12 protein-coding genes are annotated in these 14,230 nt (G+C 61.2%); 5 read left to right on the forward strand and 7 right to left on the reverse strand.

Going from position 1 to position 14,230, the window contains the following annotated elements:
• Position 1 precedes the first annotated feature (1 nt).
• From J5M57_RS24480 to J5M57_RS24500, 5 genes are all read left to right on the forward strand, one after another.
• Positions 2 to 934 carry an ABC transporter substrate-binding protein gene (locus tag J5M57_RS24480; RefSeq protein WP_207848049.1) on the forward strand — a complete coding sequence of 311 codons (933 nt, stop codon included), beginning with the start codon at positions 2 to 4 and terminating at the stop codon, positions 932 to 934.
• Positions 931 to 2,835 (forward strand): response regulator, encoded by a 1,905-nt coding sequence (locus J5M57_RS24485; protein ID WP_169842126.1) that lies wholly within the window; start codon positions 931 to 933, stop codon positions 2,833 to 2,835. Before J5M57_RS24480 ends, J5M57_RS24485 begins: the two co-directional genes overlap by 4 nt.
• A gap of 247 nt (positions 2,836 to 3,082) precedes the next feature.
• A complete protein-coding gene (fabA, locus tag J5M57_RS24490; protein WP_003227150.1) occupies positions 3,083 to 3,598 on the forward strand; it encodes a 3-hydroxyacyl-[acyl-carrier-protein] dehydratase FabA in 516 nt (171 codons plus the stop codon).
• 11 nt (positions 3,599 to 3,609) lie between these two features.
• Positions 3,610 to 4,830: a beta-ketoacyl-ACP synthase I gene (gene fabB, locus J5M57_RS24495; RefSeq protein WP_007968959.1), complete on the forward strand. Its 1,221-nt coding sequence runs from the start codon at positions 3,610 to 3,612 to the stop codon at positions 4,828 to 4,830.
• Positions 4,831 to 5,213: 383 nt separating this feature from the next.
• The gene (locus tag J5M57_RS24500) at positions 5,214 to 5,402 is read left to right on the forward strand and encodes a hypothetical protein (RefSeq protein ID WP_003227153.1); all 189 of its coding nucleotides are present in this window, start codon (positions 5,214 to 5,216) and stop codon (positions 5,400 to 5,402) included.
• Positions 5,403 to 5,547: 145 nt separating this feature from the next.
• On the opposite strand, the gene J5M57_RS24505 is transcribed toward J5M57_RS24500, so the two are convergent.
• The 7 genes from J5M57_RS24505 to J5M57_RS24535 form a co-directional block, all read right to left on the reverse strand.
• Positions 5,548 to 6,090: a DUF2058 domain-containing protein gene (locus J5M57_RS24505; protein ID WP_007968960.1), complete on the reverse strand. Its 543-nt coding sequence runs from the start codon at positions 6,088 to 6,090 to the stop codon at positions 5,548 to 5,550.
• Positions 6,091 to 6,116: 26 nt separating this feature from the next.
• A complete protein-coding gene (gene mazG / locus J5M57_RS24510; protein WP_207848048.1) occupies positions 6,117 to 6,950 on the reverse strand; it encodes a nucleoside triphosphate pyrophosphohydrolase in 834 nt (277 codons plus the stop codon).
• 107 nt (positions 6,951 to 7,057) lie between these two features.
• On the reverse strand, positions 7,058 to 9,301 hold the full coding sequence (gene relA / locus J5M57_RS24515; RefSeq protein WP_064588736.1) for a GTP diphosphokinase: 2,244 nt from the start codon (positions 9,299 to 9,301) through the stop codon (positions 7,058 to 7,060).
• Positions 9,302 to 9,402: 101 nt separating this feature from the next.
• Positions 9,403 to 10,779, reverse strand: coding sequence for a 23S rRNA (uracil(1939)-C(5))-methyltransferase RlmD (gene rlmD, locus J5M57_RS24520; RefSeq protein WP_064588737.1), 1,377 nt, complete (start codon positions 10,777 to 10,779; stop codon positions 9,403 to 9,405).
• Positions 10,779 to 11,681 (reverse strand): cysteine synthase CysM, encoded by a 903-nt coding sequence (gene cysM, locus J5M57_RS24525; protein WP_064588738.1) that lies wholly within the window; start codon positions 11,679 to 11,681, stop codon positions 10,779 to 10,781. The genes rlmD and cysM overlap by 1 nt, the downstream gene beginning before the upstream one ends.
• 236 nt (positions 11,682 to 11,917) lie before the next feature.
• On the reverse strand, positions 11,918 to 13,342 hold the full coding sequence (locus J5M57_RS24530) for a sensor histidine kinase (protein ID WP_207848047.1): 1,425 nt from the start codon (positions 13,340 to 13,342) through the stop codon (positions 11,918 to 11,920).
• Complete coding sequence (locus J5M57_RS24535) at positions 13,329 to 14,051, reverse strand: response regulator transcription factor (RefSeq protein ID WP_083368200.1); 723 nt, start codon at positions 14,049 to 14,051, stop codon at positions 13,329 to 13,331. Before J5M57_RS24535 ends, J5M57_RS24530 begins: the two co-directional genes overlap by 14 nt.
• Between the last annotated feature and the right edge of the window lie 179 nt (positions 14,052 to 14,230).

Here is a 14,230-nt window from a genome sequence, read left to right on the forward strand (position 1 = left end):
GGTGCGCTACGGCACGGCAAACAAGACGCCAACCCTTGGCCACTGGCTGGCCGGTGCCTGTCTGTTTTTGACTGCTTGGCTGCACGGCGTGGCGGTGCAAGCCGCCGATATTCTGTTGACCGGCGCTGAAGACAGTCCCGGTGTGCAGGCCTTCGTCCAGGCCCTGAGTGAGTTGCGCCCCACCGACAGCGTGCGCTTCCAGCCGCTGGCCAGCCTGCCTTCGCCGGGCAAGTTGCCGGGCAACTTGCGGATGATTCTGCTCGACCTGCCAAGCCTCGACTGGCGCCTGCAAGAACCCCAGGGACCGGCGACGCTGGTATTGCGCATCAGCCGCCTGCAGGCCCGGCAACGGCTGGGTGGCACACAACCGGCGCACTTGAGCCTGCTGTGGAGCGATCCACCGCTGGGGCGGCAACTGCAATTGATTCAGCGGATTCTGCCGCAGGCGCGGCGAGTGGGGGTGCTGTTCGATCAACACAGCGAATTCCTGCTCAAGGAGCTGCAACTGGCTGCCGCGCCGTTGCACCTGCAAATCGTCAGTCAACGCTGGGACAACACCCAGGACAGCCGCTCCTTGCAGACAGTCCTGAAAAACAGTGACGTGCTGCTGGGCCTTGACGACCCCGACCTGTACAACCCGAAAACCGCGAAGAACCTGCTGCTCAGCAGTTACTCAAGGCAAATCGCACTGGTCGGGCCCAACGCGGCGTTTGTCCGAGCCGGCAGCCTGGCCAGCACGTACAGCGATCAGTCCGATTGGCTGACCATCCTCGACCAATTGCTTGACCGCCCGCCGGCCACCTGGCCGCGAACGCTCTATCCCGAGCGCTTTAAAGTTTCAAGTAATGCGCAGGTCGCTCGTTCCCTGGGTATCGAGCCAATCGATGAAGCATCTGTTGCCCGCCAGTTGGCTGAAGGAGAAAGCCACCCATGAATCTGCGTCGCCGCTGGGACATCAATACCCGCACGCAATTGATCAGCCTGGGCCCTGCACTGCTGCTCACGCTGTTGCTGATCAGTTTCTTTACCTTCGTGCGGATCCAGGATTTGCGCCAGGAGCTCAATCACACCGGGCAACTGATCGCCAATCAACTGGCCCCGGCCACCGAGTACGGGGTGATTTCCGGCAACAATGAAGTGCTGGAAAGTCTGCTCAAAGCGACTCTGGCCACACCGAACGTGCGTTTTCTCGAGGTGCAGGACAGCGCCAACCGGATCCTGGCCTACGTTGAACAAGCCGCCGACGTGCACAACCGACCGCATCAGGTCGAGGTATTCCAGGCCCCGGTGCGCCTGCAACGGATTGCCCTGAACAGCGATTTCTTTCACGACGCCAAAGCCAGCAACAACGTAACCAGCGAGGATTATCTGGGCCGGGTGATCGTCGGTCTGTCCAACGATGCTTTCAGTCAGCGCCAGCAGGAAATCCTGTTCAAGGCCGCAATTCTGGCGTTGTTCGCCCTGCTCTTCACCTTTGTTCTGGCGCGGCGTCTGGCCGGCAGCCTGTCGGCGCCGATCCGCGATATCGGCAACGCGGTCAAGGCGATCCAGCAAGGCGACTACAAGACCCCGCTGCCGATCGTCGATGACACGGAATTGGGCGCCCTGTCGCAGCACATCAACAACCTCGCCCAGGCTCTGGAGCAGGCCAGCCGCGAGCAGCATCAGGCGATGGCGCAACTGATCCAGACCCGTGAGGAAGCGGAAAAGGCCAACAACGCCAAATCCGACTTCCTGGCGATGATGAGCCACGAACTGCGCACACCCATGAACGGCGTGCTGGGCATGTTGCAGTTGCTGGAAACCACGGACATGACCGAGGAGCAGATCGAGTACGCGGCGCTCGCCTCGGAGTCGACCGAGCACCTGCTGAAAGTCATCAACGACATTCTCGACTTCTCGCGGATCGAGCGCTCGGAGCTGGAGCTGGAGCACATCCCGTTCAATCTCGCCGATCTGATCGGCGCTTGCGCCCAATCCTTTCAGCACAGCGCGGTGCAGCGTGGCCTGGACCTGAGCCTGCGGATTCCCGAGGACATGCGCGACTTGCAGGTGCAAGGCGATCCGACACGGATCCGGCAGATTCTGGTCAATCTGGTGGGCAACGCCTTGAAGTTCACCGAGCGTGGTCGGGTCAGCATCGAGGCGCAATGGCAGTCGCTGGATCACGAATTGCTCTGGTTCACCTGCTCGGTGCGCGACAGCGGCATCGGGATTTCGTCGCAGAGTCTGGAGTTGATGTTCAATGCCTTCCAGCAGGCCGACAGTTCGATTTCCCGGCGCTATGGCGGCACCGGCCTCGGTCTGCCAATCGCCCGCACCCTGGCCGAACGCATGGGCGGGACGTTGCGGGCGCAAAGTGAAGAAGGCCTGGGGTCGGTGTTCACCCTGGAAATTCCGCTGGCCCTCTATAAGCAGACGCCGCCCCCACTGGCGGCACCGCGCGCCGCCAGTGGCAACGGGCATGGCGAGGGACGCAATGTGTTGCTGGTCGAGGACAATCCGGTCAATCAGACGGTCATCGAAGCCATGCTGCGCAGCCTGGGCTTTACCGTCAGCGTCGCCACTGATGGCGCGCAAGCCGTATGCAGCGCCGAGGGCAATGATTTCGAAGTGATTCTGATGGACTGCCGCCTGCCGATCATCGACGGTTACGAAGCGACCCGGCAGATCCGCCAATTGCCCGGGCGCGGCAAGGTGCCGATCATCGCGCTGACCGCCAATGCCTTGCAGGGCGACCGCGAAACCTGCCTGTCGGCGGGCATGAACGATTACCTGGCGAAGCCGTTCAAACGCAATGACCTACAACAGATTCTGCAGCGCTGGGTGCAGTAGTGACGGTTTTTCGACCATCTGCGACTGGCGTGAAAAGCGAAAGTGCGGCAGTCTTAGGCACCCGAACAAGCCTCAAAAGAGGCTTGAATAAAAATTTCAGTGCACAAGTGTACATTCATGTCCTTGGTGCTGTGACTTTCACCACAACGCAATAGTCTATGAGTAGGCTGCCGGTACGAGGCATGAACGCGTCGATCGGCCGGGAAGATTTGCCCCACCTGCCGCATGGGATTATTGAGGAGCTCGCATGACCAAACAAAACGCCTTTACTCGGGAAGATCTGCTGCGCTGCAGTCGCGGTGAGCTGTTCGGCCCAGGTAACGCGCAACTGCCCGCCCCGAACATGCTGATGGTGGATCGCATCACCCTGATCAGCGAAGAAGGCGGCAAGTACGGCAAAGGTGAATTGGTCGCCGAGCTGGATATCAACCCTGACCTGTGGTTCTTCGCGTGCCACTTCGAAGGCGATCCGGTGATGCCGGGCTGCCTGGGTCTGGACGCCATGTGGCAACTGGTCGGCTTCTTCCTGGGCTGGCAAGGCCTGCCGGGCCGCGGCCGTGCGCTGGGTTCGGGCGAAGTGAAATTCTTCGGCCAGGTCCTGCCGACCGCCAAGAAAGTCACCTACAACATTCATATCAAACGCGTCCTCAAGGGCAAGCTGAACCTGGCCATCGCCGATGGTTCGGTGACTGTCGACGGTCGCGAAATCTACACCGCCGAAGGCCTTCGCGTCGGCGTGTTCACCTCCACTGACAACTTCTAAGGGTTATTCGCATGCGCCGCGTCGTTATCACTGGTCTGGGCATTGTTTCGTGCCTGGGCAATGACAAAGAGACCGTCTCCGCTAACCTGCGTGCAAGCCGCCCTGGCATCCGGTTCAACCCGGAATATGCTGAAATGGGTCTGCGTAGCCAGGTTTCCGGCTCCATCGACCTCAACCTTGAAGAACTGATCGATCGCAAGATCTATCGTTTCGTCGGCCACGCAGCGGCTTACGCCTACCTGGCCATGAAAGACGCGATCACTGACTCCGGCCTGACCGAAGAGCAAGTGTCCAACCCGCGTACCGGCCTGATCGCCGGCTCGGGCGGCGCGTCGACCCTGAACCAGATGGAAGCGCTGGACATCCTGCGCGAGAAAGGCGTGAAGCGCGTCGGCCCATACCGCGTCACGCGGACCATGAGCAGCACCGTTTCCGCGTGCCTGGCCACGCCGTTCAAGATCAAGGGCCTGAACTACTCCATCGCTTCTGCCTGCGCCACCAGTGCTCACTGCATCGGTACCGCCATGGAACAGATCCAGATGGGCAAACAGGACATCGTCTTCGCCGGTGGCGGTGAAGAAGAACACTGGAGCCAGTCGTTCCTGTTCGACGCGATGGGCGCCCTGTCCAGCAAGCGTAACGACACCCCGGAACAAGCCTCCCGCGCCTACGATGCCGACCGTGACGGTTTCGTCATCGCTGGCGGTGGCGGCATGGTCGTGGTTGAAGAGCTGGAACATGCGCTGGCCCGTGGCGCCAAGATCTACGCCGAAATCGTTGGCTACGGCGCAACGTCCGACGGCTACGACATGGTTGCCCCAAGCGGCGAAGGCGCGATCCGTTGCATGCAAATGGCAATGTCCACTGTCGACACCCCGATCGACTACCTGAACACCCACGGCACCTCGACTCCGGTCGGCGACGTTGCGGAAATGAAAGGTGTGCGTGAAGTGTTCGGCGACAAGGCACCAGCGATCAGCTCGACCAAGAGCCTGTCTGGTCACTCCCTGGGCGCCGCCGGCGTTCACGAAGCGATCTACTGCATGCTGATGATGGAAGGCAACTTCATTGCCGGTTCCGCCAACATCGACGAGCTGGACCCTGAAGTGGCCGATCTGCCGGTGCTGACCAAGACCCGCGAGAACGCCACCATCAACACCGTGATGAGCAACAGCTTCGGCTTCGGCGGCACCAACGCCACGCTGGTACTGAAGCGCTGGGAAGGCAAGTAATTCCCCGCTGCTGAGCTCCACATGAAAACGCCCCGACTGGTTCGGGGCGTTTTTTTTTGGCCGGTTTGAAACCTCGGATCCCTGTAGGAGTGAGCCCTGCTCGCGATAGCGGTTTTCCAGTTGCCATCACCAGTGACTGACACTCTGCTATCGCGAGCAGGCTCACTCCTACAAGGGTTTCGAGGCGCCCTGAAAATGAAACTTCTGTCATGCAACTTCCCGCCCTGCGACCGAATGTCGCGGATTTAGCGGGCTGCAGCACTGTTGCAAAAACCGCAACAACACCTTGCACGAATCAAGCGTTTACTTAGCAAGCTAACAAATCATATAAAAGAGTCCTGCACACGCCTTGCTGCAGATAACTTGAGATTTGGAGCTAGCAGATGACTGTAAAAGTAACTGAACGCGACGATTCACACATGTCCCATGAAGGCGTAGCCGCCGGTGTACGGATCTGGGATGTGCATCAACAAGACTTGCTGGTCGGCATGTTCCACAACGAGATCGATGCCCACAACTACAAGGCCGAACTCGAACTGCAGGAACAGCAACGGGATCTGAAATCCGCTTAGCGAATATTGAACTTGTGGCGAGGGAGCTTGCTCCCGCTGGGGCGCAAAGCGGCCCTGTTCTTTAACTCAAGAGCAGGGCCCGTTACGCAGTCCAGCGGGAGCAAGCTCCCTCGCCACAATGTGTCGTTGTTACAGCTTTATCGGTTTACCACATCAGGTCATCAGGGATCTGATAGGCCGCGTACGGATCGTCCTCGGCGTTGACCTCTTCGGTCTGCACATTGAGCTGCACGATGCGTTGCGGGTCGCGCTCCTGGATCTTCAGGGCCGCTTCACGGGGGATCACTTCATAGCCGCCGGCATGGTGCACGATGGCCAGCGAACCGCTGCTGAGCTTGTTGCGCATCAGCGTGTTGACCGAGATGCGCTTGACCTTTTTGTCGTCGACGAAGTTGTAGTAGTCCTCGGTGGTCAGCTTCGGCAGACGCGAGACTTCAATCAACTGCTTGACCTGCGCGGCACGGGCCTTGGCCTCGGCTTTCTCTTGCTGCTGACGGTTCAGCTCCTGATCGCGCTTGACCTTCTCGGCCATGGCTTCCTGCGCCGCACGCTGCTGCGAATCATCCAGCTCGGCCTGCCCCTTGTGGGCCAGACGCTGTTGCTTCTGCTTGTCTTTGCTGACCTGCTTGGCCTGCTTTTGGTTGACCAGGCCTGCTTTGAGCAACTGGTCGCGAAGGGAAAGGCTCATTAATGCTTACTCACTTGGGCAACGGCTCAGCCGCAGCTGGGCACATTCTTTTCCTGGCGTTTGGCTTCACCCCACAGGGCGTCCAACTCTTCGAGGGTGCAATCTTCCATGGGACGACGGGTGTCGCGCAATGCCTGTTCGATAAAACGGAAACGTCTTTCAAACTTGGCGTTGGCGCCGCGCAGCGCGGTTTCCGGATCGACCTTCAGATGCCGGGCCAGGTTGACTACGGAAAACAGCAAATCGCCGATCTCGTCGGCCACCGCTTGCGGATCGTTTTCGGACATGGCTTCGAGCACTTCATCGAGCTCTTCACGCACCTTGTCCAGCACCGGCAGTGCATCCGGCCAGTCGAAACCGACTTGCCCGGCGCGCTTTTGCAACTTGGCCGAACGCGACAGCGCCGGCAGCGTGGCTGGCACATCATCGAGCAGTGACAGTTGCTGCGGCGCGGCGGACTTCTCCGCGCGCTCTTCAGCCTTGATCTCCTCCCAGCGCTGCTTGACCTGTTCTTCGCTCAAACGCGGCGCGTCCAGCGGCGCATACAGATCCCCGCTGGGGAACACGTGCGGATGACGGCGGATCAGCTTGCGGGTGATGCTGTCGATCACGCCGGCAAATTCAAAGCGCCCTTCTTCCCGGGCCAACTGACTGTAATAGACGACCTGAAACAGCAGATCGCCCAACTCGCCCTGCAAGTGATCGAAGTCGCCGCGCTCGATGGCGTCGGCCACTTCGTAGGCTTCCTCGAGGGTATGCGGGACGATGGTCGCGTAGGTTTGCTTGATGTCCCACGGGCAACCGTACTGCGGGTCGCGCAGACGGCTCATCAGGTGGAGCAAGTCTTCAAGGCTGTACATACAAAATCTCACTCAACCGTGTAGGAGCTGCCGCAGGCTGCGATCTTTTGATCTTAAAAACAAAGTCAAAAGATCGCAGCCTGCGGCAGCTCCTACAGGGGACCGCGTTATGGGGTACGGTTACGCCGCGTCTCGATGATGTTCGGCAACTGCGAAATCCGCCCCAGCAAGCGTCCCAGCGCATCCAGCCCGGGGATCTCGATGGTCAGGGACATCAGCGCGGTGTTGTCCTCCTTGTTCGAGCGGGTGTTGACCGCCAGCACGTTGATGCGCTCGTTGAGCAGCACCTGCGACACGTCACGCAGCAGACCGGAACGGTCGTAGGCGCGGATGACGATGTCCACCGGATAGGTGAGCACCGGCACCGGGCCCCAGCTGACCTGGATGATCCGCTCTGGCTCGCGACCACCGAGTTGCAGCACCGAGGCGCAGTCCTGACGGTGAATGCTCACACCGCGCCCCTGGGTGATGTAACCGACAATCGCATCACCCGGCAGCGGCTGGCAGCAGCCGGCCATCTGCGTCATCAGGTTGCCGACGCCCTGGATCTGAATGTCGCCACGCTTGCCCGGCTTGTAACCGGTGGCCTTGCGCGGGATCAGCTCCAGCTGTTCGTTGCCGCGTTCCGGCTCGACCAGTTGCTGCGCCAGGTTGACCAGTTGCGCCAGACGCAGGTCGCCGGCACCGAGGGCGGCGAACATGTCTTCGGCGGTTTTCATGTTGGCCTTTTCGGCCAGCTTGTCGAAATCCACCGCCGGCAGACCAAGGCGATTGAGTTCGCGTTCGATCAGGGTTTTACCGGCCGCCACGTTCTGGTCACGAGCCTGCAGCTTGAACCAGTGAACGATCTTCGCCCGCGCCCGCGAGGTGGTGACGTAGCCCAGGTTCGGGTTCAGCCAGTCGCGGCTCGGGGTGCCGTGTTTGCTGGTGATGATCTCGACCTGTTCACCGGTCTGCAGGCTGTAGTTGAGCGGTACGATGCGGCCGTTGATCTTCGCGCCACGGCAGTTGTGACCGATTTCGGTGTGCACGCGGTAGGCGAAGTCCAGCGGCGTCGCGCCCTTGGGCAAGTCGATGGCGTGGCCGTCGGGGGTGAAGATGTAGACCCGGTCCGGTTCGATATCGACCCGCAGCTGTTCGGCCAGACCACCGATGTCGCCCAGTTCTTCGTGCCACTCGAGAACCTGCCGCAGCCAGGAGATTTTCTCTTCGTAGTGGTTGGAACCGGATTTGACATCGGTGCCCTTGTAGCGCCAGTGCGCGCAGACACCGAGCTCGGCCTCTTCGTGCATCGAATGCGTACGGATCTGGACCTCAAGCACCTTGCCCTCAGGACCGATCACGGCAGTGTGCAGCGAGCGGTAGCCGTTCTCTTTCGGGTTGGCGATGTAGTCGTCGAATTCTTTCGGAATGTGCCGCCACAGGGTGTGGACGATGCCGAGCGCGGTGTAGCAATCGCGCATTTCCGGCACCAGCACGCGCACGGCGCGCACGTCGTAGATCTGGCTGAATTCCAGACCCTTGCGCTGCATTTTGCGCCAGATCGAATAGATGTGTTTGGCCCGGCCGCTGATGTCGGCATCGACGCCGGTGGCCTGCAATTCGTCCTTGAGCTGGGTCATCACGTCGCTGATGAAACGCTCACGGTCCAGCCGCCGCTCGTGGAGCAACTTGGCGATCTGTTTGTATTGATCGGGCTCCAGGTAACGGAAGGACAAGTCCTCCAGTTCCCATTTGATATGACCGATGCCCAGGCGATGCGCGAGCGGCGCATAGATGTCGAAGACTTCCCGGGCGACCCGGTTGCGCTTCTCGTCGTCGGCGGTTTTCACCGCGCGGATCGCACAGGTGCGCTCGGCGAGTTTGATCAGTGCGACGCGCACGTCGTCGACCATCGCCACCAGCATCTTGCGCAGGTTTTCCACCTGGCCCTGGGTGCCCATCACCATCGACTGGCGCGGGCTGAGGCTGGCACTGATCGCCGCCATGCGCTGCACGCCGTCGATCAGCTTGGCCACCACCGGACCGAAGCGCTGGCCGACTGCCGCGAGTTCGATCTGGCCCTCGCGTACGCCGCGATAAAGGACCGCAGCGACCAGCGAATCCTGATCGAGCTTGAGGTCAGCGAGAATCTCGGCGATTTCCAGGCCTGTACTGAAACTGCCGGTGCCTTCGGCCCACAGGTTCTTCTTGGCATTGGACTGTTGTTCGGCCTCGCGAGCGAACTCGCAGGCTTCTTTCAAGGCTTCGCGATCCAGCGCCATGTCGACACTGACCGCGTGATCGAGCCAAGCCTCGAGATTGATACTGCCGTCAGTGTTGATCGGCTGGTGTGCTCTCACCTGTACCATCTTGCTTTACCTTCCCTACGACGCAGATTCAATGCGTCAAATCGCTGATCCTTATTGCCCGTTTGCGCTCGCGGGGCTAAAGCGAGCGCTGCGCGGACAGATCAGGCGGATTCAGACGAGCCGTCCTGGCTCGCTTCAAATAACGCCATGGCCTCGACATGCGCCGTCTGAGGAAACATATCGAGAATCCCGGCACGTTTTAACCGGTAGCCCTGCTTGATCAATTCGACCGTATCGCGCGCCAGAGTTGCAGGGTTGCACGACACATACACCAACCGCTCGGCACCCAGGGTCGCGAGCTTGCGCACCACCTCGAAAGCACCGTCACGCGGTGGGTCCAAGAGTACCGCAGAAAAGCCGTTTGCGATCCACTGGGCATCGGTCAAAGGCTGGGATAAATCGGCTTGAAAAAACTTTGTGTTATGCAAATTGTTACTAGCGGCGTTCGCGGCGGCACGGTCGACCATGGTCTGCACGCCCTCCACTGCCACCACTTCACGCACACGTTTGGCCAGCGGCAAGGCGAAGTTGCCCAAGCCGCAGAACAGGTCCAGCACGCGCTCGTCGGCGCGCGGTTTCAGCCAGTCCAGCGCCTGCGCCACCATCGCCTCGTTGACCCCGGCGTTGACCTGAATGAAATCCCCCGGCCGCCAGGCCAGGTCCAGGTCCCACTGTTCCAGGCGATAGCCCAGCGACTGGGTGGCATCCACCGGTTGCGGTTCGCCTTCGCCATGCAGCCAAAGTTGCGCTTCATGGAACTGGCAGAAGTCCTTGAGAATCGTCAGGTCCGCTTCGGACAACGGCGCCATGTGCCGCAACAGCACGGCCAGCGATGAACCGCTGAACAACTCGACATGGCCCAGCGCTTGCGGTTTGCTCAGGCGACGGAGCATCTCCGGCAAACGGGTCATGATCGGTTGCAAGGGCTGTACCAGCACCGGGCATTCGCTGATCGCGACAATGTCCTGGCTGCCGGCGGCACGAAAACCGACTTCGAGTTTCTTCGCCTTCATGTCCCAGCGCACGGCGATCCGCGCGCGACGGCGATAGCCGAACTCCGGACCGCTCAATGGTGCGGCCCACTCTTCAGGCGCGACGCCGGCGACCTTCGACAACTGCTCGGCGAGCATGCGCTGTTTCAGGGCAAGCTGTTCGGCGTGGGGCAAATGTTGCACGCTGCAACCGCCGCAACGGCCGGCGTGTGGACAGGCGGCCGGACGGCGCACGTCGCTGGCCTTGAACACGCGCTCGGTGCGCGCCTCGACCACTTTGCCGTGGGCGCCGAGCACCCGCGCCTCAACCTCTTCACCCGCCAGGGCGCCGAGGACGAACCAGGTGCGGCCTTCAAAAAACGCGATACCGCGACCGTCATTGGCCAGGCGCTCGATGTTCAGGCGCTGCTTCTTGCCGGTCGGAATTTGCGCGGCCTTGCTACCGCCGGTGGGCTGGAAGCGCAAGCCTCTCTCGTGCTTGGCCATCAGTTGGCCGCGTCGAAAATGCCGGTCGACAGGTAACGGTCGCCACGGTCACAGATGATCGCGACGATCACCGCGTTTTCAACTTCTTTGGACAGGCGCAGCATCGCTGCCACCGCACCGCCCGAGGACACGCCACAGAAGATGCCTTCTTCGCGGGCCAGACGACGGGTGACGTCCTCGGCTTCGCTTTGCGCCATGTCGACAATGCGGTCGACGCGGTCGGCCTGGTAGATCTTCGGCAGGTATTCCTGCGGCCAGCGACGGATACCGGGAATGGCCGAGCCTTCCATCGGTTGCAGACCGACGATCTGCACGCTGGCGCTTTGCTCTTTCAAGTAGCGCGACACGCCCATGATGGTGCCGGTGGTGCCCATGGAGCTGACGAAATGGGTGATGGTGCCCTGGGTCTGGCGCCAGATTTCCGGGCCGGTGGTGGTGTAGTGCGCCTCAGGATTGTCGCCGTTGGCGAACTGATCGAGCACCTTGCCACGGCCTTCGGCTTCCATCCGCTGAGCGAGATCGCGAGCGCCTTCCATGCCCTCTTCCTGGCTGACCAGAATCAGCTCGGCACCGTACGCGGTCATCGCCGCCTTGCGCTCGGCGCTGGAGTTGTCCGGCATGATCAGGATCATCTTGTAACCCTTGATCGCGGCGGCCATGGCCAGGGCGATGCCGGTGTTGCCCGAAGTCGCTTCGATCAGCGTATCGCCGGCGTGGATCTGCCCGCGCAGTTCGGCACGGGTGATCATCGACAGCGCCGGACGGTCCTTGACCGAACCCGCCGGGTTGTTCCCTTCGAGCTTGAGCAATAGGGTGTTGCTGGTGGCACCGGGCAGGCGCTGCAAACGCACCAGCGGAGTGTTGCCGACGCAATCGGCGATGGTTGGGTACTGCAGGGTCATGGCGTATTCGCAATCCAGACGTGCGGGGGCGACTATCATACCGGCAAACCTGCGCGGGCCATATCACGCAAAGTGCGGTGCTTATGGTTTCTGGGAATAAGCAGTAAAAGTCTTGCCAGCGGTGAGACTTTTGAGTTGAGGCGATGCGACTGGCCTCATCGCTGGCAAGCCAGCTCCCCCATTGATCAGTGTTGCTGCATCAATTTTGTCAGCAGTGCTGACACTGTCTTGTCTGCTCACATAATCTGCTGGTGAAACACATTCACGGTGGGAGCTGGCTTGCCAGCGATGGTGTCGGGACTGACAGCGCTGTCATCAGCAAGCAGTCGCAAATTCAACCGCAACCCGGCCCCGGCATTCTCCGCCCACAATATCCCGCCCTGGCGTTGCACCGCATTCCTCGCAATGCTCAAGCCCAACCCGAACCCGCCATCCCCCGGGCGCGAGCCGTCGAGGCGGGTGAATGGCGAGAAGATCCGTTGCAGATCGCCCTCGGCCACGCCACCGCCCTGATCTTCCAGCCACAAATGCCAGTGATCGCCATCACGCCGTCCATCGAGGCGCACGATGCCGCCCTCGGGCGAATGACGAATGGCGTTGCGCAGAATGTTCTCCAGCGCCTGCGCCAGGGTATTGAGGTGGCCGCGCACCCAGCACGACGCCGGCAGCGCGCACTGCAATTGCAGGCTCGGCCAGCCGCTTTCATAACAGGCGTTGTCGGTGAGCATTTCCCACAGCGCCTGAATCTGGATCGCCTCGTCCGGCAGCGGTGCACGCTCGGTGTCGAGCCAGGCCAGTTGCAGGGTGTCTTCGACCAGGCGCTGCATGCCATCGACTTCACGGCCGATGCGCTCGCGCAGTTGCCGCAGATCCTGCTCGCTTTCACTGGCCACGCGCAGCCGGCTCAGCGGCGTGCGCAGTTCATGGGACAGGTCGCGCAGCAACTGCTGTTGCAAGGCGACGCTGGATTGCAGGCGTTCGGACATCGAGTCGAAGGCCCGGGCCAGTTCGCCGAGTTCATCCGGGCGCTGGGTGATCCCGCTCGACAGGCGCACATTCAATTGATCGGCGCGCCAAGCGTTAGCCTGCTCGCGCAAGTTGTTCAGCGGCACCACCAGCAAGCGGTACAGGCCGACGCACAGCAACAAGGTGAACAGCCCCGGAATCACGCCATTGGTGATCACTCGCCAGAACACCCGGTATTTCCCCGGCAGGAAACGCTCGGGCAGCTCGATCACCAGACTGCCGGCGGACGGGTCCCGGGGAAACGGCACGCGCAGCCACGGCCGGCTTTTCTTGTGAATCGGCCAATCGAGGCCGCGCAAAAAGGTCAGGTGCTGGATTTCCTGCTCACTCAACGGATCGCTGCTCAACGATTGCAGATTGCGGTCGATCACCCCGACCCAGCCCGCCTCGCGCAATTCCATGCTCTGCAACCAATTATCGATCCCGTCACGCTCGCCGCGCTGCCACGCCCGTTCGGCTTCGGCGGCATAACGGCTGAGGGTGCCGCGCGCCTCGTCGGAGAGGAACTGGTTGCGCTCCTCCATGTAACGCCCCCACGACCAGCTCAGCCAGATCATCAGCAGACAGAACGCCACCAGCAGACACGCCAGCTTCCAGAACAGCGAGTGCCGCCCGGGCAGGTCAGAGAGTTTCATCGGGTGCACTCAGCACATAACCCTTGCCCCACACCGTGCGCACTTCCCGCTCGGCGTAACCGATGGCCTTGAGTTTGCGGCGGATCTGGCTGATGTGCATGTCGAGGCTGCGGTCGTGGGGCGCATAGCCGCGTTGCAGAACGTGCTGATAGAGGAAAGCCTTGCTCAGCACTTCCTCGTCGTGGCGATTGAGCGTTTCCAGCAGACGGTATTCGCTGCGGGTCAGGTCGGCGGCCTGTTGGTTATAAAAGACGTCGCACTGCGCATCGTCAAAATGCAGCCCGCCACTGAGGCTGGGCAGCGCAATCGCTGGCGGACGTCGATCCAGCGCCACGCGACGCAGGATCGCCTCGATCCGCACATGCAGCTCGGCCATGCTGAACGGCTTGGGCAGGTAATCGTCGGCCCCCAGGCGGAAACCGCTGATGCGATCGGCCTCGGCGCCCAGGGCCGACATCAGCAGCACCGGCGTCGAATGGCTCTGGCGCAATTGCGTCAGCACCTTCAGGCCATCGAGCCCGGGCAACAGAATGTCCATCAGCACCACGTCGAACGGCTGGTGGCGAGCGATGTTCAGACCGTCCTGGCCGTTCTGGCACCAGGTCACCGCAAAGCCGCTACGGCCCAGATGTTCGTGAAGGTAGGCACCCAGGACCGGGTCGTCCTCGATAGCAAGAATGCGTGGCGGAGAGGCGGAAACAGAAGTCATGAGTATCTGCAAATAATTCTCAGTTGAGCGATTATTCAAGATTGCCCGCCATCGGGCAACCCAAGGTTGACTGGCGGGACAAACGAGCCGGACCCTGCCGACCGATGCCGAGATGATTTTTCCGAAGATTGCCTGCCTGCAAATCGCTACACTGCGCCAATGCCGCGTGCCGGACGCAC

Source organism: Pseudomonas sp. 86_A, from assembly GCF_017491705.1.
GTDB classification, from domain to species: Bacteria; Pseudomonadota; Gammaproteobacteria; order Pseudomonadales; family Pseudomonadaceae; genus Aquipseudomonas; species Aquipseudomonas koreensis.

Bases quoted from the DNA above. Each gene is read 5' to 3' on its own strand.
- J5M57_RS24500 (WP_003227153.1), top strand. From the start codon at position 5,214: ATGACTGTAAAAGTAACTGAACGCGACGATTCACACATGTCCCATGAA.
- fabA (WP_003227150.1), top strand. From the start codon at position 3,083: ATGACCAAACAAAACGCCTTTACTCGGGAAGATCTGCTGCGCTGCAGT.
- J5M57_RS24485 (WP_169842126.1), top strand. From the start codon at position 931: ATGAATCTGCGTCGCCGCTGGGACATCAATACCCGCACGCAATTGATC.
- J5M57_RS24505 (WP_007968960.1), bottom strand. From the start codon at position 6,090: ATGAGCCTTTCCCTTCGCGACCAGTTGCTCAAAGCAGGCCTGGTCAAC.
- rlmD (WP_064588737.1), bottom strand. From the start codon at position 10,779: ATGGCCAAGCACGAGAGAGGCTTGCGCTTCCAGCCCACCGGCGGTAGC.
- mazG (WP_207848048.1), bottom strand. From the start codon at position 6,950: ATGTACAGCCTTGAAGACTTGCTCCACCTGATGAGCCGTCTGCGCGAC.
- J5M57_RS24535 (WP_083368200.1), bottom strand. From the start codon at position 14,051: ATGACTTCTGTTTCCGCCTCTCCGCCACGCATTCTTGCTATCGAGGAC.
- fabB (WP_007968959.1), top strand. From the start codon at position 3,610: ATGCGCCGCGTCGTTATCACTGGTCTGGGCATTGTTTCGTGCCTGGGC.
- cysM (WP_064588738.1), bottom strand. From the start codon at position 11,681: ATGACCCTGCAGTACCCAACCATCGCCGATTGCGTCGGCAACACTCCG.
- relA (WP_064588736.1), bottom strand. From the start codon at position 9,301: ATGGTACAGGTGAGAGCACACCAGCCGATCAACACTGACGGCAGTATC.
- J5M57_RS24530 (WP_207848047.1), bottom strand. From the start codon at position 13,342: ATGAAACTCTCTGACCTGCCCGGGCGGCACTCGCTGTTCTGGAAGCTG.